The 21,107-nt window shown below is 32.4% G+C and carries 23 protein-coding genes; 17 read left to right on the forward strand and 6 right to left on the reverse strand.

The annotated features are described in order from the left end of the window. Positions 1-521 precede the first annotated feature (521 nt). The 4 genes from CVD18_RS03835 to CVD18_RS22485 form a co-directional block, all read right to left on the reverse strand. Entirely contained in the window at positions 522-785 is a 264-nt protein-coding gene (locus CVD18_RS03835; protein ID WP_103864125.1) for a hypothetical protein, read from the reverse strand. Between the two features lie 1,260 nt (positions 786-2,045). Continuing rightward, entirely contained in the window at positions 2,046-2,714 is a 669-nt protein-coding gene (locus CVD18_RS03840) for a response regulator transcription factor (protein WP_103864126.1), read from the reverse strand. A gap of 16 nt (positions 2,715-2,730) precedes the next feature. Next, on the reverse strand, positions 2,731-4,677 hold the full coding sequence (locus CVD18_RS03845) for a hypothetical protein (RefSeq protein ID WP_103864127.1): 1,947 nt from the start codon (positions 4,675-4,677) through the stop codon (positions 2,731-2,733). A gap of 94 nt (positions 4,678-4,771) precedes the next feature. Continuing rightward, a complete protein-coding gene (locus CVD18_RS22485) occupies positions 4,772-4,924 on the reverse strand; it encodes a hypothetical protein (RefSeq protein WP_158250387.1) in 153 nt (50 codons plus the stop codon). 363 nt (positions 4,925-5,287) lie between these two features. On the opposite strand from CVD18_RS22485, the gene CVD18_RS03855 reads away from it, so the two are divergent. From CVD18_RS03855 to CVD18_RS03935, 17 genes are all read left to right on the forward strand, one after another. Further along, positions 5,288-5,791, forward strand: coding sequence for a hypothetical protein (locus CVD18_RS03855; protein ID WP_146052698.1), 504 nt, complete (start codon positions 5,288-5,290; stop codon positions 5,789-5,791). Positions 5,792-5,975: 184 nt separating this feature from the next. Then, entirely contained in the window at positions 5,976-7,151 is a 1,176-nt protein-coding gene (glp, locus tag CVD18_RS03860; protein WP_103864130.1) for a gephyrin-like molybdotransferase Glp, read from the forward strand. Between the two features lie 125 nt (positions 7,152-7,276). Beyond that, on the forward strand, positions 7,277-7,627 hold the full coding sequence (locus CVD18_RS03865) for a winged helix-turn-helix domain-containing protein (RefSeq protein ID WP_103864131.1): 351 nt from the start codon (positions 7,277-7,279) through the stop codon (positions 7,625-7,627). 27 nt (positions 7,628-7,654) lie between these two features. Continuing rightward, entirely contained in the window at positions 7,655-8,239 is a 585-nt protein-coding gene (locus CVD18_RS03870; protein ID WP_103864132.1) for a molybdenum cofactor guanylyltransferase, read from the forward strand. Beyond that, entirely contained in the window at positions 8,223-8,459 is a 237-nt protein-coding gene (locus tag CVD18_RS03875; protein ID WP_103864133.1) for a MoaD/ThiS family protein, read from the forward strand. Before CVD18_RS03870 ends, CVD18_RS03875 begins: the two co-directional genes overlap by 17 nt. A 42-nt stretch (positions 8,460-8,501) precedes the next feature. Beyond that, entirely contained in the window at positions 8,502-9,599 is a 1,098-nt protein-coding gene (gene moeB / locus CVD18_RS03880; protein ID WP_103864134.1) for a HesA/MoeB/ThiF family protein, read from the forward strand. A gap of 47 nt (positions 9,600-9,646) precedes the next feature. Continuing rightward, on the forward strand, positions 9,647-10,090 hold the full coding sequence (locus CVD18_RS03885; protein WP_103864135.1) for a molybdenum cofactor biosynthesis protein MoaE: 444 nt from the start codon (positions 9,647-9,649) through the stop codon (positions 10,088-10,090). A 53-nt stretch (positions 10,091-10,143) separates the two neighbouring features. Next, on the forward strand, positions 10,144-11,055 hold the full coding sequence (gene moaCB, locus CVD18_RS03890; RefSeq protein WP_103864136.1) for a bifunctional molybdenum cofactor biosynthesis protein MoaC/MoaB: 912 nt from the start codon (positions 10,144-10,146) through the stop codon (positions 11,053-11,055). A gap of 34 nt (positions 11,056-11,089) precedes the next feature. Further along, positions 11,090-12,100: a GTP 3',8-cyclase MoaA gene (gene moaA / locus CVD18_RS03895; RefSeq protein WP_103864184.1), complete on the forward strand. Its 1,011-nt coding sequence runs from the start codon at positions 11,090-11,092 to the stop codon at positions 12,098-12,100. Between the two features lie 176 nt (positions 12,101-12,276). Next, the gene (locus tag CVD18_RS03900; RefSeq protein ID WP_103864137.1) at positions 12,277-13,119 is read left to right on the forward strand and encodes a universal stress protein; all 843 of its coding nucleotides are present in this window, start codon (positions 12,277-12,279) and stop codon (positions 13,117-13,119) included. 20 nt (positions 13,120-13,139) lie between these two features. Continuing rightward, positions 13,140-14,567, forward strand: a complete 1,428-nt coding sequence (gene cls, locus CVD18_RS03905) for a cardiolipin synthase (RefSeq protein WP_103864138.1) — start codon at positions 13,140-13,142, stop codon at positions 14,565-14,567. 15 nt (positions 14,568-14,582) lie between these two features. Next, the gene (locus CVD18_RS03910; RefSeq protein ID WP_103864139.1) at positions 14,583-15,362 is read left to right on the forward strand and encodes a patatin-like phospholipase family protein; all 780 of its coding nucleotides are present in this window, start codon (positions 14,583-14,585) and stop codon (positions 15,360-15,362) included. Continuing rightward, entirely contained in the window at positions 15,359-15,985 is a 627-nt protein-coding gene (locus tag CVD18_RS03915) for a Crp/Fnr family transcriptional regulator (RefSeq protein ID WP_103864140.1), read from the forward strand. Before CVD18_RS03910 ends, CVD18_RS03915 begins: the two co-directional genes overlap by 4 nt. Before the next feature lie 66 nt (positions 15,986-16,051). Further along, complete coding sequence (locus CVD18_RS03920; protein ID WP_103864141.1) at positions 16,052-16,852, forward strand: sulfite exporter TauE/SafE family protein; 801 nt, start codon at positions 16,052-16,054, stop codon at positions 16,850-16,852. Between the two features lie 120 nt (positions 16,853-16,972). After that, on the forward strand, positions 16,973-18,385 hold the full coding sequence (locus tag CVD18_RS03925) for a rhodanese-like domain-containing protein (protein WP_103864142.1): 1,413 nt from the start codon (positions 16,973-16,975) through the stop codon (positions 18,383-18,385). 107 nt (positions 18,386-18,492) lie between these two features. After that, positions 18,493-19,050, forward strand: a complete 558-nt coding sequence (locus tag CVD18_RS03930; RefSeq protein ID WP_103864143.1) for a YeeE/YedE thiosulfate transporter family protein — start codon at positions 18,493-18,495, stop codon at positions 19,048-19,050. Between the two features lie 4 nt (positions 19,051-19,054). Then, positions 19,055-19,468, forward strand: a complete 414-nt coding sequence (locus CVD18_RS03935; RefSeq protein ID WP_103864144.1) for a DUF6691 family protein — start codon at positions 19,055-19,057, stop codon at positions 19,466-19,468. On the opposite strand, the gene CVD18_RS03940 is transcribed toward CVD18_RS03935, so the two are convergent. Further along, a complete protein-coding gene (locus tag CVD18_RS03940; protein WP_103864145.1) occupies positions 19,457-20,461 on the reverse strand; it encodes a 2-hydroxyacid dehydrogenase in 1,005 nt (334 codons plus the stop codon). The two genes, CVD18_RS03935 and CVD18_RS03940, sit on opposite strands and share 12 nt — an antisense overlap. Beyond that, entirely contained in the window at positions 20,442-21,107 is a 666-nt protein-coding gene (locus CVD18_RS03945; protein WP_103864146.1) for a hypothetical protein, read from the reverse strand. Before CVD18_RS03945 ends, CVD18_RS03940 begins: the two co-directional genes overlap by 20 nt.

Below are 21,107 nucleotides of genomic sequence, written 5' to 3' on the forward strand. Positions count from 1 at the left end.
CTGAAAAAAACTTATAATGAGTCAAAAGTATCTTCTAGTGAGGGAATGGTATGCATCATCTATCTGATTAAAAGAGCCAATACTTAAAAGCATAATAAGTTACCTATTCACTTTATTCTCAATAAGAAGCACTTTTTAAAATGTTAATTTTTTGTGAAAAAAAATTAATGGGTTTCTATATTTTTAAAAAAACGAAGGCAAATTCAACAAAAAAATCATGTCAATATTTCCCTGTTTCTACTATATTTTTGTTTGTTTATACAATCAATAAACCCTTACATACATTAATACTTCTCTTAAACTATCATCAAGGTGTCTATAAAAGCCCTTTTTTGATCATTCTTAGATACCTTAAGTATATCATAAAAATTCTATGAAGCTAATTTATCTATAGTATCAGGTGGTATATTTTTTATATCTTGTCAAAGAATTCGGGAGTGACCAACTATAGAGTACTATACACAAACTCAACTTTTAACTCTAAACATAGGACTGCTCCCGTTTTTTTTCTACTCGTATTTTTATCCCGCCATATATAAAGGTTCTCCTACTTTGATAGCATCAATTCTAAGGTTTGATTTCTTAATTATTGCTGCCACTTCTGCAGGCGTATTACCATTATAGTACATCTCTTGTATCCAAGTACGTAATAAATAAGCATATCCTTTATGCTCTTTTACACATGTATTAAAAAGGGTTTGTTTTACAGACAATAATTCCCATACTTTTTGTTCAAAAATAGCGACTCGATTATTTCTCAAGGCTAATTGTGTTTTTGTTTTCATGCTACTTATTTTTTTAAATTACTTTTACGCCTACAAGAGGCCTTCTCCTCTTATTTTCAACGAATTACATTTAATTCATACAATAACACAAAGACATCAGGGTACCTATAAATATATAAGAAACGAATATGGCACTTCTCATTACAACAAGTGCCATACAAATAAACAATCAGTACCCGACATCTTTGCTATAACAATAATACCTCTTAGTAGTATCGTTTTTTGAAACTGACGTATTTTTTCACATTTTTTTATGCTTTTTCTACATATCACAAGCTATTATCCCAGTTTTTCTTAAATATTTAACATCATTAAAAATCAAATAATATCAGTTATACTTTGAATTTACCATAAAAAAATCAGCTATTCTTTATTTTATCCAAAGAAGAAAAAATTAGCATAGCTATAGTTTCGGTTAATTTTTATTCTGAAACATAGGTGGAAAAGAGAATTTTATTGCGATAAATTCAAAGTGTAAAATGGTATAAGGAGAGAATACCTACAAAAAACAAGTAGGAATTAACTTTTTTAGATCTTTCTAAAAAGAATTTAAATCGCCTCTTTCTTACAGTTATTATGAAAAATTCTTACAGTTATCACGAACAAAAAAACAAACACAAATAACTGATAAACAAGTTGTTGCAGTGTGTGTAAAATACACACTATGCAAACATGATAAAAAAAGGTTAAAAAAAAGAGGAAATATCTTACGGGAAACCATAATTATTTAAAAGCTTCTTACTATATTGTGCCTTAGGAAAATAGAAACCCTAAAAAATATAAATAAACTATATTTTTTAGGATATCGACGTTTTATATAAGGATTTAGAGTTAAATCATTCAAGAAATACATATCCTTTTTTTGAGTAATATTCTCTAAAAATATCCTTATAATGGTTGATTTATATTAAATCGATCGTTATTCAGACCCTGCTTTTGTTGGCTCGCCAAAGTTTTACAATTGCGGGGTTGTTTTAAATATATTCTTTTATTGATCGGTTTTGGTCAAACATAATATGATGAAAACTGGATCATATTAGCAAAAAAATACTATTTTGATTCACATTTAATAAAGCTTTATTAAAACTGTAATCAGTTCAAAGTTAAGACTAATAAACTATAATCCTTTATGGGTTTTCCTCAAAATAATTCTCTATTGCCCCGTATTAAGAAAAGTGTGTAGAAAAGGCTAAAAAAAACCGTAAATATTCCTAAAAATTGAATTTTTGGCACCTTTTCTTGAAGTAAACAAATTTATTATTATAATAATCCTAAATCTTTGGTCATAGCAACCAAATGTATTGCATTTTTAGCTTTAAAATTAAATTTCAATTTATTAAGTCGTTTTTCTATAGAACTGGTACTATTTGGAGAAATATGGTTTTTCTTAAAACAAGCACCAATTTGTTCCTGAGTAAGCCCATCAGACAAATGCTTTAATAGTAAAATATCATAATCTTTGAGTTCGAATACATTATTTTTATTCATTGTATTCTCAAGTTGAGGAGATATGTATGCTTTTCCTTTATATACCTCACTTACAGAAGTTACTAACTCATTAAGTCCATAACGCCCCTTACATACATAAGCATTAATACGTTGATCTTGAAAAAGGGATTTGATTTTGCCTGGTCTATCCTCCATAGAATATACAATTACCTTAATATCTCCTTGTAATTCGCGTATTGCTTCAATGAGCTGAATACCTGACATTAATTTTCGTTCTCTATGACTCTCTTTAAAAGAGAGGTCTGTAATCAACAGATCAAATGGAGCCCCATCACTACAAGCCCTTCTATATTTCAAATAAGCATCATCACAATATTGCGCTTGTTGGATCTCATTAACCCCAGTTCTCTCATGTAGAATCTGTGCAATTCCATGATTTATACTGCCGAGGTCTTCGTTAACTAAAATTTTCTTAAACATAAGCTCTCTATTAAAATTAATTCGGAAACTGTATCTTGGCTTTAAAGCCTTTGTTCCTTTCTGAATCAAAGATAAATGATCCTCCGATTGTTTTTATACGGTTTTCCGTATTCCTAAGTCCGTTACTATATATTATTTCTTGAGCAGATACCCCTACACCCGTGTCTGCATAGGTGATTGCAATACTTTTGGGAGTCTTCTTAAAAGTAATCGCTACCAATGCTGCTTGACTATGTTTTTTCATATTTACCATTAGTTCTTGCAATGTACGATGAACAATAATTTTTTTCTCTGGTGTAATTGACTGCCAATTAATTTCAAAAATATCTTTAATAATAATTTTGGTAGAATTTGTACCATAACTACTTAACATAGCATTAAGTTCTCTCGCATATTCTTTGCCAGTACCAAAACTATTGTGCTCACGAGAGATATCTCGCGTACTATTATAAATATCCTCTAATTTATCTAATACTCCAGAATCATTTTGATTGTTTTGTAATTGCATCATTACTTGATACACATCATTGGCCAACTCATCATGCAGTTTTTTTGAAATACGAGCTTCTGCATTATAAACCTCTCTTATTTTTTCTCGCCTATGTCTTTGCTCAAACCAATAAAACACCATACCTCCTCCCAAAATAACCAGTAGTATACTAAAAAGGTAAATGATTCTTTGTCGTTCTTTTCTAGCTGTCTCTGCTTTTAGAATCAAATTCTCATTGGTCAATTTATCATTTTCATATCGAGTAACTGCATAAATTTCACGATTACTTTGATTTACCTCTAATAATTTATTGTGTATTTCTTTGTATACCTTGGCTTCTTCATTTGTGTTTTCTCTTAATTCAAAAATAAATCCTAAAGCTTCTAAGGTTGATGACAAACTATGTTGTTCTTTTGCATTACGATAGGCAGATTCTGCATAAAACAAAGCCTTACCTTTATCTTTATCCAAATAGTATCTGGTCAAGTAAATACAACTTGTTATAATTCCTTTTACATCACGTATTTCCTCTCTTATTCCTAACGCCTTATGTAGTATTGATTTAGCATTTTCATCATTCTTATCCTCCAACCATTCTACATATCCCAAATTACCTAACACTCTAGCATATTCTCTCTTATCTTGCTTAACTACAGAATTTTCGACTAAGCCTTTTAATATCTTTATCGCTTCTTGATAATCTCCTTGATTGGCTAATATCAAAGCTTTGGTGTTTTTAAAAATAAGAATATTTTTGACCCCAATAGTCTGTCTAGATAATTTATCTTTACCTAAAGACAAAGCTTTTGTATTATACTTGATAGCTTCTACATAATTTTTCTGAACTCTATTGGCTACAGAAATAATATGATATAATCCAGCCAAACTTCTCAATTCTGATGTATCCTCTAGATACTTTACCCCATCAATTGCAGTGGTTTTGCTACCTGAATAATCCCCCAAAGAAGTCTGAATATTAGCCATTTCCAGCAGATTCCGTCCAGTTTTAATACCATCTTTTGTAATCCTAGCTAATTTAAAAGCTTCATTATAATAATTAAAAGCTTCTGCTAATTGATTATTACTCTTATGATAAATCCCCAATTTGGTTAGTGCTTTTCCTATATATAATGTATCTCTCTTTTGTCTTGCCAAATCATTTAGCTGATAGGTGTAAGTAATGGCGCTATCATATTGCCTTGACTGTCCCAACAGTTTTGTTTTTCTCATTAATCCTAAATAGATTAAAGAATCTTGTTTATATAACGATGCCCCTTTTAAAAAAGAATTTACATAATCTAACCTAACGGGAATTGATAAACTGTCTGACCTGCTCAGTTTATAATATCGATCCAAACTGTCTATTGATATAGAATCTTGCATGATAGATTGACCATAAATAAATCTAGTACTACCTAAAATAGGTAATACTATAAGTATAAAAAAGAGGGAGTCTTTTCGCCAAAACTTCATACCTCTAAAGTACTAAATAAATTGGGTGTATACAGCAATATAATCAACTGTATACACCCTTTTAAACATATTTTTTGTAAGAAACTACTTAATTTCAGCCTTCATCTTCTGCAGAAGTAACTTCTCCATCTCCAGTGGCAACAGTTTCAACAGATATATCTTGGTCATCGGCAATATTATCAGCAGTACATGACATTAAATTTACAGTTATAAATAAGGCTACTAGCATATAAAAAACAGTTTTCATAATTTTTATTTTTTTCAGGTTAAACATGGGGGTTGCCGTCTGGTTTATACCAGAGATTTGGGATGGCAACTGATTTGCAAAAAGGGATATCCTTTTATTTTGTTGGAAAGTCGAAATCCGATGTAATAATGTTTAGCCACTTTCCTTGGAGCTTTAATTATTACGTTACGGATTCCCGTAACAACTAGTTCTTTACATTTACTATGTTAGCAATATGAAACTGGAACTAATTGTTGATACGAATTTATAAAGACCCCAAGTCTATGTTTGTAAACAATTCCAGAGATTCCTAAGATTCCTTAGAAATCCTGAAAATTCCAATAACTTAAACCCTATATGAGAACAAAAACAAGTGTTACTTACATGAATGAAGTCCTAGATAAGTACAAACGGGAAAAAGGTGGTGAGATGAGTAGCTACCTTTTTAAGCCTACCCGAAAACAAATTAAAGAAGCATGTTTATGGTTATTAGATCGAAGAAGAGGAAAATATGATGAAGCTATTCTGAATCGGTTTTTTAAATTTAAAGAAGGAGAAAACAAGTCACATGCTATCGAGCGCGTTAATGGTGATAGATTTAAACCTATTTTGAATTTTTTGACAGGAGAAACAAAATCAACAACTCCTGCTAATCTAGAATTAATTGCTTGGCTTATCGATTTTAGACCTCGACCTTTATCTTTTTATTTAAATTCTAACACCAAACATGAGTATGAAGCACCTTTACACAAATCAACCCCTCCAATTCATATAAATAACCCTTTACCAATACCCGAAACTAGAGTGATCGAAAAAACAGATAAGAGTATTACTATTATCTCTCAGATCAACCCTACGCTCAAGATTACTACCATAGTATCTCTATGATCGTATATAATATATAAAGCTCCACAGACTTACTGTTGTATCAATTAGGTATAATGATAAGTCTGTGGGTCATTATATACGAATCACTCAAGGAACCTAAACTCTTATACTATATTTACACCCCTCTATACAAGGGGTATCTTAAAATTTCACTGTATCTTCGTATGTATAATTTTACCATCCGATGATAACAGTAGAAGAAGCAATTAGATTAGCAGAGAATCATATAAAAAAAACAAAAGCTATTGATACTGTTCCCATTTCTAGATCATTGGGATATGTACTAGCTAAGAATATAATAGCACCTATTGCTATGCCTCCATTTAGGCAATCTGCAATGGATGGATATGCCCTTGGATCAATAAAAGACAAAAAATTCAAACTTATCGGTGAGGTTAAGGCTGGAGACAATACCAATCCTAAAATCGAAGAAGGTCAAGCTATTAGAATCTTTACTGGTGCTCCTGTTCCACCAGGAACTCAAGCAGTAATAATGCAAGAAAAAATTGAAGTTCAGGATCATTATATAATACCCCAACAACCTGTAACCCTCAATTCCAATATTCGCCCTGTTGGAGAGCAGATACAAAAAGAAGATATCGCATTGACAGAAGGCACTATAATTACTGCTGCTACCATAGGATATATTGCATCACTAGGGGTCACTCATGTAGATATCTACAAAAAACCTTCTATTGCTATTATTGCAACAGGCAATGAATTGGTTTCTCCTGGCCAAACTCTAAAACACGGACAAATCTATGAGAGCAACTCTATCATGCTTTCAACCGCTCTTATCAAATCAGGTTTTACAGATATATCTTGCTATAAAGTAGAAGATGCATATGATGTTACTCTCTCTCTAATAGAAAATACCATAGCGCATCATGATGTTGTTCTTGTTTCTGGAGGAATATCTGTTGGTGATTATGATTTTGTGGGCAAAGCTTTACGGGCACTACAAGTAGAAGAAATCTTCTATAAAGTAAAGCAAAAACCAGGAAAACCACTATACTTTGCAAAAAAACAAAACACAACGATATTTGCGCTACCTGGTAATCCTGCATCTGCACTAAGTTGTTTTTATATCTATGTACTACCTGCGTTATTCAAACTCTCTGGATATCATAAACCTCACCTAAAACGAAGTATGAACACCTCTTCTTCTGAATATCATAAAAAAGGACAAAGAGCTGAGTTTCTAAAAGCTCATGTACAAGATAATAAAGTGACAATCCTAGATGGACAAGCCTCCTCTATGCTTCGTTCTTTTGCAGTAGCCAACGCAATGGTATTTCTTCCTGAAGAAGTAATAACCGTAAATAGTGGTGATCGTATAGAAGTGATTCATTTACCTTAAACTACCTTCATTATAATAATTAAATCTTTTACAACATAAAAGAACATATATCTCCCCAAAAATCCACTAGAAACAGTATTTTTCTTGGCAAATCGTTGTATCTTTGAAAACCTAACGATTTTAATATGGATTATAAAATAAAAAGTAGAATCTGGATTGAATCTGAACAGGGTGTTTTTCTAGGAGAAGGCAGAGTAAATCTATTAAAAGCTATTGCCGAGACTGGTTCTTTAAGCAAAGCCGCTCGTTTACTGAAAATGTCATATAAAAAGGCATGGAACCTACTAGATAGCATGAATAAAGGTGCTGGAGAACCTCTTGTTATTACCTCTACTGGAGGTAAAGGTGGTGGCGGAGCCAGTCTTACTCCTTATGGTAAAAAAGTAATTGAAGTTTTTGACCAGATTAATCAAAAATGCTGGGAGTTTCTTGACAATGAATTAAAACAAATCTCCTTACAATCATCTATCAAATAATCAATCGATTACTAGGAACAACAATGTATGAGCAACCCAAAAAACATAACAGGAATTATCCTTGCAGGAGGTAGAAGCAGTAGGATGGGGAGTGAAAAAGGATTGGTTTTATTCAAAGAAAAACCTTTTATCCAGCATTGTATTGATGCATTACAACCTCTGGTTGATCAAATATTTATTGTAAGCAACAATACTAATTATGATACTTTTGAAGCTATAAGAATAGAAGATATCATCCCAGATTCAGGACCAATAGCAGGGTTACATACAGGTTTATCACATACTACAACAATAAATAATCTGGTAATAAGCTGCGATGTACCCATGCTTACTACTAGTTTTTTAGAAAAATTACTCCCATACACAAACAAAGACTATGATATTGTTCAATTCAAAGCTCAAGAAAAAACAATTCCCTTAATTGCGCTCTATAAAAAACAATGTGTTGACCAATGTTTTAAATTATTATCTAGTGGAGAAAAACGTTTACGTAAACTAGTAACTTCATTACATACAAAAACAATCACCGTATCAAAAAATGAGTATGTTTTTGTAACTAATATAAATACTACCACCGATTTAAAAACCATTACTAATGGAGTTGACTATTAAATATTTTGGAATGCTGGCAGAAGTTACGGCTATAGCAGAAGAGTTTTTACAAATTGAACCCTGTTCTGTTGCTCAATTAGTAAAGCAACTACAAAAACATCACCCCAAACTAGAGGATACTAATTTTAAAATAGCAATAAACCAAGAGTTAGTAGATCACACTCATATGATCAATACCCAAGTAGAAATTGCATTATTACCTCCTTTTGCTGGTGGTTGATTATAAAAAAACAAGTATCAATTATCAAACTTTATATAAACAATGAGTTCTTTTAACCCCAGATATCACAGACAGATTATCTTGCCCGAGATAGGTACTACGGGACAGAAAAAACTAGATACTTCTAAGGTTCTTGTCATTGGGGCTGGAGGTTTAGGTTCCCCTATTTTACAATATTTGACCGCTGCTGGCATTGGCACAATAGGGATTGTAGATTTTGATACTGTAGATATCTCCAATTTACATCGCCAGATTTTATACGGTCAAAATTCTTTGGGAATCAACAAAGCTATTGCCGCAAAAGAACGCCTTACTGATCTTAATCCAGAAATAACGATCAATGTATATCCTAAAAAACTAACTCCAAAAAATGCTATATCTATTTTTTCTGAATATGATATTGTTGTAGACGGAACCGATAATTTCTCAACTCGATACTTGATCAATGATGCCTGTATTATTACCAATAAACCATTGGTATATGGAGCCATCTATAAATACGAAGGACAAGTAGCTGTTTTTAATTATCAAAACGGCCCTACTTATAGATGTCTTTTTCCTGAACCTCCAAAAGCAGGCACTGTACCTTCTTGCGCAGAAATTGGTGTATTAGGAGTATTGCCTGGCATTATCGGGAGCATGCAAGCAAATGAGGTGCTAAAAATCATTTTGCAACTAGGCAACGTTCTCTCTGGAAAATTATTAATGTATGACAGTCTAACATCTCAATTTTCATCTTTTACCATCAAAAGAGTTGAATCAGAAATAACCAAAATCTTAGCTTCTGCTAAAAATTTTGAAACTACCAATTATAATCTTTTCTGCGGAATTACACAAATTAAAGAAATCAATGCAGAAAAGGCTTTTAGATCAAAAAAAGCCATGTTTATTGATGTTAGAGAACCAAATGAGCTTCCTAAAATAGAATGCCTCAACCCAAAATATATTCCTCTGGGAACACTTAAAGAAGAGCTTCCTTCTTTGAATAAGGAAAGAAATATAATTGTCTTTTGTCAATCTGGAATTAGGAGTAAAAAAGCTGTAGAAATCCTGTTGGAATCTGGATTCAAAAAAGTATCACACATCAAAGAAGGAGCTATCTCGTTATATGAAAACATGCCAGATCTTACTGGTTTATAAAATAGTAGCCAATAAAAAATAGATTGTTATAATCTCAAAAAGACAATATGGAAAAAAAGAAATCAAAAAACGTATTTACACAAGGTCCTATCTCACCAGAATTTATAGCAACATCTATAGCTAAGCACCAAACAAAAACCAGTATTGGAGCGCATAATATTTTTCTGGGACAGGTACGTGCCGATAAAATTGATGGTAAGAGTGTAACTGCAATAGAATACACTGCTTATGAAGAAATGGCTAATCAAAAATTTTATGAAATACGAGAAGCTACTTTTGAGAAGTTTGACCTGACCTGCATGCATATCTATCACAGTTTAGGTGAAGTAAAAACAGGAGAAGTATGCTTATTTGTCTTTGTATCTTCACCAAGAAGGAAAGTAGTATTTGAAGCTCTTGAATATGTGGTAGAAGCTATTAAAGCAGATGTACCTGTTTTTGGAAAAGAAATACTTGAAGATCAAACGCATCAATGGAAACAAAATAGCTAATCTTTTTATCTATTAGCTCACAAAAATTAACTCATTATTATTTTATATAAAAAATGGTAGACATCACCCACAAAGCAACTACACTTAGAATCGCAACAGCTCAAGCTATTGTCAAAGTTAGTAAACCAGAAACCATTGAGGCAATAGAAAAAGGTACAGTTCCTAAAGGTGATGTGTTTGCTATGAGTAAGGCTGCTGGGTTACTGGGTGTAAAAAAGACTCCTGATTTATTGCCCGATTGCCACCCATTACCTATAGAGTATACAGGAATCGATTATACAATCAAAGGGCTAGAAATTACAGTTTTGGTAACTATCAAGACCATCTATAAAACAGGAGTAGAAGTAGAAGCTATGCACGGAGCAAGTATCGTAGCACTTAATATGTATGATATGCTCAAACCAATTGATAAAGGTGTAGAAATACATCATATCAAACTATTAGATAAAAAAGGAGGGAAATCTGATTACAAAGACACTTTCAGAAGAGATCTTACTGCAGCTGTCATCGTTTGTTCTGACACTATTTCTCAAGGAAAAAAAGAAGATAAAGCAGGCAAAGCCATCATTACCAAATTAAAACAATGTGATGTCGATATAGTAGGTTATGTAATCATTCCTGATGAAGTGGCACTTATTCAAGAAAAAGCAAAACAGTATCAGCAACAAGATGCAGATCTTATTATTTATACTGGAGGTACTGGTTTATCAAAGCGTGATGTAACCCCAGAAGCACTAAAGCCTCTTTTAGATAGAACCATTCCTGGTATAGAAGAAGCTATTCGCAAATATGGCCAAGATCGTATGCCATATTCAATGTTATCAAGAAGCGTAGCAGGTACTATTAAAAACACATTGGTACTTGCATTACCAGGATCTACTAATGGAGCAAGAGAATCTATGGATGCTATTTTTCCTGAAGTACTACATGTATTTAGAATTCTAAAAGGAGTAAGACATGACTAAAACCGATCCTGAACCCCATAAATCATTTGGCCTTATGAAGTCAGAAAAAGAAGGAGGCCTCACAGACACCTTTGATAGAAAACACAATTATCTTCGTATTTCGCTAACAGAGCGATGCAATCTTCGTTGTACCTATTGCATGCCAGCAGCTGGGGTACAACTATCTCCTAAGTCTCATATCATGACGTATGAAGAAATCTATACCATTGCCAAAAAGTTTGTTGATCTGGGAGTAACCAAAATTAGACTCACAGGAGGAGAACCCTTGATACGCAAAGACACTTCTCGTATTATAGAAAAATTAGCTTCATTACCAATACAACTTACATTAACCACAAATGGTGTTATAGTAGATAAATTTATTGATCTATTCAAAAAACATCAAATCACAACACTCAATATAAGCCTAGATTCACTTGATTCACAAAAAAACAAAACAATAACCAGAAGGTCATATTTTGACAAGGTATATCAAAATATTCTTTTACTCATAAAAGAAGGTATACAGGTAAAAATAAATTGTGTTTTGATAAAGGGCTTTAATGATAATGAGATTATTGACTTTATCAATTTGAGTAAAAACTTACCAGTTCACGTTCGGTTTATAGAATTTATGCCTTTTGATGGAAATAGGTGGAATCTAGAGAAACTAGTTTCTTTAGAACAAATTCTTTCTCAAGTACAATCAAGTTTCAAAAAAGAAAACATTATAAAACTAGAAGATGCTCCAAATGATACTACAAAAAGTTATCAAATAAAAGGTTATCAAGGTACTTTTGCTATTATAAGCTCTGTTTCTAACCCTTTTTGTGATGGTTGCAATAGAATACGCCTTACTGCCAATGGACAATTAAAAAATTGCCTATTCTCTTCAAAAGAATCTGATATACTTACCCCTCTACGAGCAGGGAAACCAATTACTTCTATTATTCAAAAAGCAATTCAATCCAAACTCAAAATACGAAGCGGAATGGATACATTGGATAAATTTAAAAAAACCGAAACACATGCTAATAATCGTAGCATGATTACTATTGGTGGCTGATTTATATTCTTTACATGTAATATGACAAATGTCATAGTTCTACTATACAATCTCATCTACTTTTATGATAATAAATATCATACGTATAAAATAAGCCATTATAATTAAGTTGATCTCGATCTAAATAATTATTGGAAATAGTACACCTCACCATCAAAACAACAAATCATAGATAGATGAAAAACATCCTCCTTCCCACTGATTTTTCTGACAATTCCAGAAATGCCATTGAATATGCTTTACATTTTTTCAAGAATCAGTCTTGTACATTTTATCTTCTTAATGTACAAAAAGCATCTAGTTATACCACTGATGATCTTATGACCTCTCCTTCTGATACATCTATCCATCAGTCTGTGATCAGCGGTGTAAAGCAGAAACTTAACCATATGGTAGAAGAGTTAATCAAAGAACATCCCAATGACAATCATACTTTTCAGACAATTACTGATTATGATATTTTTGTAGATGCGATTAGACAAACTATCAAATCAAAAGATATAGACATTATTGTTATGGGAACCAATGGAGCAACTGGAGCCTCTGAGGTTGTCTTTGGCAGTAATACACTCAATGTCATCAGAAAAATAGATTGTCCTCTAATTGCAATTCCTGAAGGATACAAGTTCAAAACTCCAAAATCAATCCTATATGCCATAGACTATTGGGATCATTTTAATGAAGAAGGAATTACTCCTCTAATGAACGCTATAGAGTATTATAAATCAACACTGCGTATACTCAAAATAAAAGAAGATGATACGGTAACTATAGCCGATTTTGACGATAAAAAACGTATGAAAGCCTTTTTTAAAGAAATAAACCATACTTTTCACTTTATTATTAACGTACCGACAGCATTGGCTATTAATAGTTTTGTACAAATTATGGAGGTTGATATGACTGCCATGTTTATCAAAAGAGAGACATTTTTAGATCGTTTTATAAAAAAATCTGAAACCTCTAAAATAAGTTATGGAACACAAATTCCTCTACTAATAATGCATAGTAACGAATAGTTATAAAAATATATGATTAGATGATATCACAAATTCTTATTGCTCTTTATATTGCAACTGGAGCTCTTATTGTGATACGGTTACTGTTGAATGGAATGCATCCCACCAAAACATTGGCGTGGCTACTTGCTTTTTTTACTATTCCTATTGGTGGTTTTTTTTTATACTTAATGCTTGGGAGAAATCGTAGGAAAAATAAATTATTTGAACTTAAACACACCCATAAAGTTACTTCTTATATTACAAATGTATCAAAGCAATATCCTTTGATCACAAAACAAGAGTATAAAGAACATCATAAAATTATTTCCTTAATTACCCAAAATTCACATTTCACTCCATGTCAAGGAAATAAACTAAAAATTCTCAAAAATGGGCATGCCACCTTTCAGGCTATATTTGACGCCATAGAAGAAGCAAAACATTTTATTCATTTAGAATATTATATTTTTGAAGAAGGAGAATTATCCGCTGGTCTTTTTGATCTTTTTCAGAAAAAAATCAGGAATGGAGTAAAAGTACGTATTCTATATGATGGCATTGGTAGCATATCATTAAGCAAAAGATACATCAGAGAGTTAGAGCGTATAGGTGTTGAAATTTATAAGTTTCTTCCTATAAAATTTGGTAAATTCTTATCATCAATCAATTATAGAAATCATCGCAAAATTATAGTAATCGATGGTAGAATTGCTTTTACTGGAGGGATCAATGTATCCGATAAATATGTAAAAGGAGATCCCCTTCTGGGTATTTGGCATGATATGCATTTGCAATTAAAAGGGCCTATTGTAAACAGCTTACAAGCCGTTTTTGCTATGGACTGGTATTTTGTAAGTGATAAAGATGAGATTTTAGAAGCTATTTATTTTTCAAAAGAAAACATAATAGAGAAAGAAAATGCTACAGTACAGATTGTACATAGTGGCCCTGACTCTGATTTTTCTGCAACTCAGCAAATGTATTTTTCTATTATCAACGAAGCCAAAGACTACGTATATATCACAAATCCTTATATCATTCCTGGAGAATCTATTCTTGATGCTCTAAAGGTTGCTGCACTAAGTGGTGTAGATGTATGCTTACTACTCTCAGAAAAATCAGACAATACTATTGTCAAATGGTGTATTCGCTCGTATTTTGAACGATTGTTACAAGCAGGAGTAAAAATATACCTATTCCCCGAAGGCTTTCTACATAGTAAAACTATTGTGTCAGACAATACAATATCATCTATAGGAACCACAAATTTGGACATCAGAAGTTTTGAACAAAATTATGAGATCAATGCTGTAATTTATGATGATAATTTTGCTTTAGAACTTAGAGATGATTTTTTAAAAGATATAAGAAAAAGCAAACAATTAGATTATACTTCTTTTTTGCAAAGACCTTGGAGCGAAAAATTAAAAGAAGGTTTTGCTAAAATTTTTAGTCCAGTTTTGTAAATTTATTGTTGAAAAATGAAGACGTATAAAAACATAGGATTAGTACTTTCTGGAGGCGGGTTTAGAGGTGTTGCTCATGTAGGTGTTATACAGGCTCTAGAAGAAGCAGGCATAATTCCTAGTTTTGTTTCAGGCACCAGTGCTGGAGCAATTGTAGGATCATTATATTCCCAAGGGCATACCCCTGTAGAGATACAGGATTTTTTTACAAAAACTTCTTTGTTAAAATTAAATCGATTTACTAGAAAAAAGGCAGGTTTTTTAGATTCAGAGAAGTTCCATACAGATCTACTAACTTATTTTCCTAAAAACTCTTTTGAATCTCTCGATAAAAAATTATTTATAACTGCCACAAATCTTGTAGAAGGTGTTTCTACAGTATTCCATTCTGGAGAGTTAATCAAACCATTACTAGCATCTGCTGCATTCCCTGGTATTTTTTCTCCTGTTATGATCAATAATCAATTGTATGCTGATGGTGGTATTCTGGATAACTTCCCTATAGAGCCACTTCAAAATCATTGTGATCTTATCATAGGGATAGATGTCTCGCCTATAAAAAAACCAAAGATTACTGATTTCAAACATTCTTATAATGTTATGCAACGTGCGTATTATCTTAGAGCAAAACCTAATTCTGAAACCAAATTTAAATACTGTGATATTATAATTCAACCCAAACAATTGATCAATCATGGTGTTTTTGATACTAGCAGCTTAGATAAAGTATATGACTTTGGTTATCAGGAAGCAAAATTACAACTAACCTCATTTCAAACTATACTCAAAAAATGATACAGAAAATAAGTGACAATTATACTACTCTTTTTGAGGAAGACCTACTCAAAGAGATTGACCTAATAGGCATCTACAAAGAAGTTTCCGAGGGTTTTGAACTTATAAAACCAGGAAACTATATAAAATTTATGCCTTTGATTATTCGTGGAGCTATAAAAATACTTAGAGGTGATAATGATGGAGATGAGTTATTATTATATTTTTTAGAAAAAGGAGATACTTGTGCTATGACTTTATCTTGTTGTTTAGGGCATCATAAAAGTGAGATTAAAGCCATTACCGAAACAGATACAGAACTGATAATGATTCCTGTAGAAAAAATGGAAGAATGGACTACAAAATATAAATCATGGAGAAGTTTTGTTTTTGATAGTTATCATAAACGATTAATAGAAGCCATAGAAACAATCGATAGCATTGCTTTTCTTAAAATGGATGATCGTTTATTAAAATACCTCAGAGATAAAACAAAAATAAATAATTCAAAAATCATCAATACTACTCATCAACAAATTGCATATGATCTTCATACCTCACGGGTGGTGATCTCAAGATTACTCAAAAAATTAGAGAATAATACCATCGTAAAACTCAATAGAAATAATATAGAATTGTTATAACTCCATCTGTAACAAATGTTACTGTAAAGCCTGCTATTCAAAGCTATTTTTGTTCAAAAATATAGAATGGTCTTTACAGAATTTTTGGGATATATCGGAGCCTTTATCATTGGTATCGTTTTGGGATTGATCGGTGGTGGCGGTTCTATTCTTACAGTACCTATTTTTGTATATCTTTTACATATTAATCCTATTACAGCCACAGCATATTCTCTTTTTGTCGTAGGTATTTCTGCAACTGTAGGCTCTATACAAAATCTGAGAAAAGGGATGATAAATATACGTACTGCAATTGTATTTGCAATCCCAGCACTCATCGCCGTATATCTTACCAGAAAATACATAGTACCTTCTATTCCTGATCATATTTTTTCTATAGAAGGGTTTATTATTACCAAAGAGACAGGAATCATGATTTTCTTTGCAATTATCATGCTTCTAGCTTCAATTTCTATGATCAAAAACAAAAAAAAGGAGACTACTACAACTATTTCCAAAACATCTTACAAGTATCCTATGATCGGTATAGAAGGTATTGTTGTAGGAGTTGTAACTGGTATTGTTGGTGCTGGTGGTGGTTTCTTAATAATTCCAGCATTAGTTATATTAGCAAAACTACCTATGAAAAAAGCAGTAGCTACCTCTCTATTTATTATAGCTATAAAATCTTTAATCGGTTTTATAGGAGATGTAGAAAATCTAAAAATAGAATGGAATTTCTTATTGACGTTCACATCTATTTCTGTTATAGGTATTTTTGTAGGAATACTTATTTCTAAGTATGTATCAGGTAAAAAACTCGAAAAAGGATTTGGCTGGTTGGTTTTTGCAATGGGTATATACATCCTTATCAAAGAGTTGAGCTAATGAATCAGCTTTGTAACAATTGTTACTGCATTGCAATAATAATTGCCTTATTTTTGAAGAATAAACAACAATCAAACAATTTTTCTTTATAAAAGTAAGAAAAATTTAAAATTAGAAGTAATGAAGATAGAACAAATATATACCGGATGCCTTGCCCAAGGAGCTTATTATATAGAGAGTGATGGAGAAGTAGCTATAATAGATCCTCTAAGAGAAATACAGCCATATGTGGAAAAAGCTGAAAATGACACAGCAACCATCAAATATATCTTTGAGACTCATTTTCATGCTGATTTTGTAAGTGGTCATGTAACATTGGCCAAAGAGACAGGGGCAGCTATTATATATGGTCCTAATGCAAACCCGTCTTTTGATGCGATAATTGCTCAAGATGGTCAGGAGTTTAAACTTGGTAATATCACTATTATTGCATTGCATACTCCAGGACATACTATGGAGAGCACTACCTATCTCCTCAGGGATAAAACAGGGAAAGACCATGCTATTTTTAGTGGAGACACCTTGTTTTTGGGAGATGTAGGGCGTCCTGATCTTGCACAAAAAGCTGCAGACATGACTCAAGAAGAATTGGCAGAAACGTTGTATCATAGCCTACGCACCAAAATTATGCCACTGGCTGATGATGTGATTGTATATCCTGCACATGGTGCTGGTTCTGCTTGTGGTAAAAATATGATGAAAGAAACGGTCGATACTTTGGGAAACCAAAAGAAAATGAATTACGCACTTAGATCCGATATGACCAAAGAAGAATTTGTAAAAGAAGTAACTGACGGCTTACTACCTCCTCCTCTTTATTTCCCTCTTAATGTAAAAATGAATAAAGAAGGATATACTGATATTGATAAAGTTATCGAGAAAGGTACTAGACCTCTATCTCCTAATGATTTTGAAGCACTGGCTAATGAAAAAGGAGCAATAGTACTAGATGTAAGACACCAAAATGAATACGTACAAGGTCATATCCCACGGTCTATTTTTATTGGTATTGATGGAGGGTTCGCCCCTTGGGTAGGTGCTCTGATTGCAGATGTACAACAACCTATTTTATTGGTAACACCAGAAGGTAGGGTAGAAGAAACTATTACACGTCTATCCAGAGTAGGTTTTGATAACACATTAGGATATCTTGATGGCGGGTTTGAGGCATGGGAAAAAAATGATAAAGAGTATGATACAATTGTATCGATCGATGCTTCAAAATTCAAAAATATTTTGGATAAAGAAGCTGTTCCTATTTTTGATGTTCGTAAAGAAAGTGAGTTTATTGCCGAGCATGTAGATAAGGTGCATCATACTCCTTTGGATTTTATTAATGATCACCTCTCAGAGTTTCCTAAAAATAAAACCTTTTATGTACACTGCGCAGGAGGATATCGTTCTGTAATAGCAGCATCCATATTAAAAAGTCGTGGTATTCATAATCTAGTTGATATTGCTGGAGGGTTTAAGGATATAAAAAAATCAGGTATTGCTACTACTGATTATGTATGTCCCTCTACTTTAAAGTAGGCTATATGTATACAAAAGCTAGTTGTTATACAAAACCTTATCTTGTGTAACACAAGTTACACACAGTACTGTTAGTTTTTGATTTCTTTGTAACAAAAAAATAAAAAATGAATTGGATATACAACCCTTGGCCTTGGTATATATCAGGGCCATTAATAGCATTAGTGCTTTTTTTATTACTAATGATTGGAAAGAAATTTGGAATGTCATCCAATTTAAGAACTATCTGTACTCTTTGTGGAGCAGGAAAAACAGCTGATTTTTTTAGATTTGACTGGAAAGCACAACGATGGAATCTCATTGTGGTACTAGGAGTGATTATTGGTGGATATATTGGTTCTAATTTTCTATCCTCAAATAGCAGAGTATCCATTCATCCCGAAGTAATTTCTGATCTTCAATCTAAAGGTTTTGAGAGTGCTGGAGAAGCATATATGCCAGAAAGGTTCTTTTCTGATACTGTCTTAACTGATCCAAAAAGTTTATTCTTACTAGTACTAGGAGGAATATTGGTTGGTTTTGGAGCCCGGTACGCAGGCGGCTGTACATCGGGTCATGCAATCTCAGGGTTGAGTAATCTACAAATACCTTCGCTTATTGCAGTTATTGGTTTTTTTATTGGTGGATTACTAATGATACATTTGATTTTCCCTTTAATTTTTTAAGCATATGCGTTCAATTATATATTTAGGTATTGGTGTTTTTTTCGGAATCATATTATTCAAATCCGAAGCTGCCTCATGGTTCAGGATTTATGAGATGTTTCAATTCAAATCTTTTCATATGTATGGCATTATTGGTACTGCTGTAGGGTTAGGTATTGGTATCACTTTGCTTATAAAAAAGTATAAGATCACTTCTTTTTATGGTGATCCTATTATCATTCAACCCAAAGAAAAAGCTGTAAAAAGATATCTTTTTGGAGGTATTTTATTTGGATTAGGATGGGCACTTGCTGGTGCTTGCCCTGGGCCTATATTTGCACTTCTAGGAGCTGGTTATATACCTATTGCTATTGTTCTTGTGTCAGCGATCTTTGGAACTTTCTTATATGGTATTGTAAAAGATAAACTACCTCACTAGTTCTAGGGTTAGTTCATTTTTTGCAAATTTATTTCCTTCCCAACTATTGATGGTATTGAATGTTGTTTCTGCAATCTCAGTAAGCGCGTCTTTGGTTGCAAATGCCTGATGAGGAGTCAGTAAAACATTAGGTGATTCTATAAGTTGTTGAAGAATTGTATCTTCTGGCTTATTTTTGGAATGGTTATAGAAAAAGATTCCGCTCTCATGCTCATATACATCGGTACCATATCCTCTTATTTTTTTTAACTCCAACGCTTGTAATATATCCTCGGTATGCACTATTGCTCCTCTAGCTATATTAATCAATAATGCATTTTTTTTCATATACTTTATACAATCTGCATCTATCAAGTAATGTGTTTCTGTTGTAAGAGGAGTACTTATAAAAATAACATCAGATTCTTTACACAACTCCTTGAGATTTGTATACTTTATATTATACTTTTCTTTTGCTTCCTTATCTTCACGAATATCTTTGGCTATAATTTTGCAATTAAACCCATGCATTATCTTGGCTATTACTTTTCCTATTCTACCAGTCCCTACTATTCCTACAGTCTTTTCATTAAGATCAGACCCTACCAGATTACTTAATGAAAAGTTGTAGTTGTTTACTTGCTCATTAGATTGCACTAGTTTGCGATTCAGTGCCAATAATAGCCCTATAGCATGCTCTGCAATGGTCTGTGGGGAATACCCTGCTACATTACTCACTTTGATTCCTAGTTTCTTGGCTGTCGTGAGGTTTATATTATCATATCCTGTAGAACGCAATGCTATGTACTTAATTCCAAAATCTTTTAATCGTTCTAATACCATAGAAGAAGCATCATCTGCCGAAAAAATAAATATAGCATCAAAACCTAATGCCAAACATGCTGTTTTTGCAGTGAGTCTTTCTGGTATATATTTGAGGTAATGTACCCCATTATTTGCTTTTTCTAAAAAAGGAATTTCAAAATCCTTGGCACTATATATCAGTATTTTCATGAGATAATTCTTCTAAGATTAATAATTGTTGTCCTTTGAGTGCCCAAATCAATACCTTGATATAATCACTTACTGCTTTTTTGATATTCTCAGGTTCTGTAATATCAATAGATCCTTTCCAGATCAGTTCTTTTTCTTTTTCTGGACAGATACAATACAATGAGGATTCTGCATGAAAAACCTGATACTCTTCATAATATCCCTTGCTATAATAGATTTCCTGATTCTCATAATAATCTTCTTTAAAATTACTGAAGGCTTTATCTATGTTTCTATATGCTTTTATTACAGAAACCTTATCTTCTACCCCCAATACTTTGGATAATAATATGGCATCAAAACCTTTCTCTATAAGCTCAAGTTCTAAAGACATTACTTCTTTTTCTGTTTTTGGAGAAGTTGTAAATGAATTTTCAAAAAAATCTAAGCTTTGTACTGCTGTTACTCCATCTTTTTTTAAAGCTGATACAAGCTTTCTTTCAAATATTTTTCTTGCGCTTTCATCTGGAGTAATACCAATAACCAGTACTTTCTCTGCTTCAAATGTTTCGATATCTGGATTCTTCCAGTTTTCTACTAGTTCACTAGATGTACAGCCAGAACATACTCCTATAATTATTGAAAGATATATATACCACTTATTCAT

The sequence above is a fragment of the Aquimarina sp. I32.4 genome (genome assembly GCF_002924285.1).
Lineage (GTDB): Bacteria > Bacteroidota > Bacteroidia > Flavobacteriales > Flavobacteriaceae > Aquimarina.

Bases quoted from the DNA above. Each gene is read 5' to 3' on its own strand.
- CVD18_RS03835 (WP_103864125.1), bottom strand. From the start codon at position 785: ATGAAAACAAAAACACAATTAGCCTTGAGAAATAATCGAGTCGCTATT.
- CVD18_RS03840 (WP_103864126.1), bottom strand. From the start codon at position 2,714: ATGTTTAAGAAAATTTTAGTTAACGAAGACCTCGGCAGTATAAATCAT.
- CVD18_RS03845 (WP_103864127.1), bottom strand. From the start codon at position 4,677: ATGAAGTTTTGGCGAAAAGACTCCCTCTTTTTTATACTTATAGTATTA.
- CVD18_RS22485 (WP_158250387.1), bottom strand. From the start codon at position 4,924: ATGAAAACTGTTTTTTATATGCTAGTAGCCTTATTTATAACTGTAAAT.
- CVD18_RS03855 (WP_146052698.1), top strand. From the start codon at position 5,288: ATGAATGAAGTCCTAGATAAGTACAAACGGGAAAAAGGTGGTGAGATG.
- glp (WP_103864130.1), top strand. From the start codon at position 5,976: ATGATAACAGTAGAAGAAGCAATTAGATTAGCAGAGAATCATATAAAA.
- CVD18_RS03865 (WP_103864131.1), top strand. From the start codon at position 7,277: ATGGATTATAAAATAAAAAGTAGAATCTGGATTGAATCTGAACAGGGT.
- CVD18_RS03870 (WP_103864132.1), top strand. From the start codon at position 7,655: ATGAGCAACCCAAAAAACATAACAGGAATTATCCTTGCAGGAGGTAGA.
- CVD18_RS03875 (WP_103864133.1), top strand. From the start codon at position 8,223: ATGGAGTTGACTATTAAATATTTTGGAATGCTGGCAGAAGTTACGGCT.
- moeB (WP_103864134.1), top strand. From the start codon at position 8,502: ATGAGTTCTTTTAACCCCAGATATCACAGACAGATTATCTTGCCCGAG.
- CVD18_RS03885 (WP_103864135.1), top strand. From the start codon at position 9,647: ATGGAAAAAAAGAAATCAAAAAACGTATTTACACAAGGTCCTATCTCA.
- moaCB (WP_103864136.1), top strand. From the start codon at position 10,144: ATGGTAGACATCACCCACAAAGCAACTACACTTAGAATCGCAACAGCT.
- moaA (WP_103864184.1), top strand. From the start codon at position 11,090: ATGAAGTCAGAAAAAGAAGGAGGCCTCACAGACACCTTTGATAGAAAA.
- CVD18_RS03900 (WP_103864137.1), top strand. From the start codon at position 12,277: ATGAAAAACATCCTCCTTCCCACTGATTTTTCTGACAATTCCAGAAAT.
- cls (WP_103864138.1), top strand. From the start codon at position 13,140: ATGATATCACAAATTCTTATTGCTCTTTATATTGCAACTGGAGCTCTT.
- CVD18_RS03910 (WP_103864139.1), top strand. From the start codon at position 14,583: ATGAAGACGTATAAAAACATAGGATTAGTACTTTCTGGAGGCGGGTTT.
- CVD18_RS03915 (WP_103864140.1), top strand. From the start codon at position 15,359: ATGATACAGAAAATAAGTGACAATTATACTACTCTTTTTGAGGAAGAC.
- CVD18_RS03920 (WP_103864141.1), top strand. From the start codon at position 16,052: ATGGTCTTTACAGAATTTTTGGGATATATCGGAGCCTTTATCATTGGT.
- CVD18_RS03925 (WP_103864142.1), top strand. From the start codon at position 16,973: ATGAAGATAGAACAAATATATACCGGATGCCTTGCCCAAGGAGCTTAT.
- CVD18_RS03930 (WP_103864143.1), top strand. From the start codon at position 18,493: ATGAATTGGATATACAACCCTTGGCCTTGGTATATATCAGGGCCATTA.
- CVD18_RS03935 (WP_103864144.1), top strand. From the start codon at position 19,055: ATGCGTTCAATTATATATTTAGGTATTGGTGTTTTTTTCGGAATCATA.
- CVD18_RS03940 (WP_103864145.1), bottom strand. From the start codon at position 20,461: ATGAAAATACTGATATATAGTGCCAAGGATTTTGAAATTCCTTTTTTA.
- CVD18_RS03945 (WP_103864146.1), bottom strand. From the start codon at position 21,107: ATGAATAAGTGGTATATATATCTTTCAATAATTATAGGAGTATGTTCT.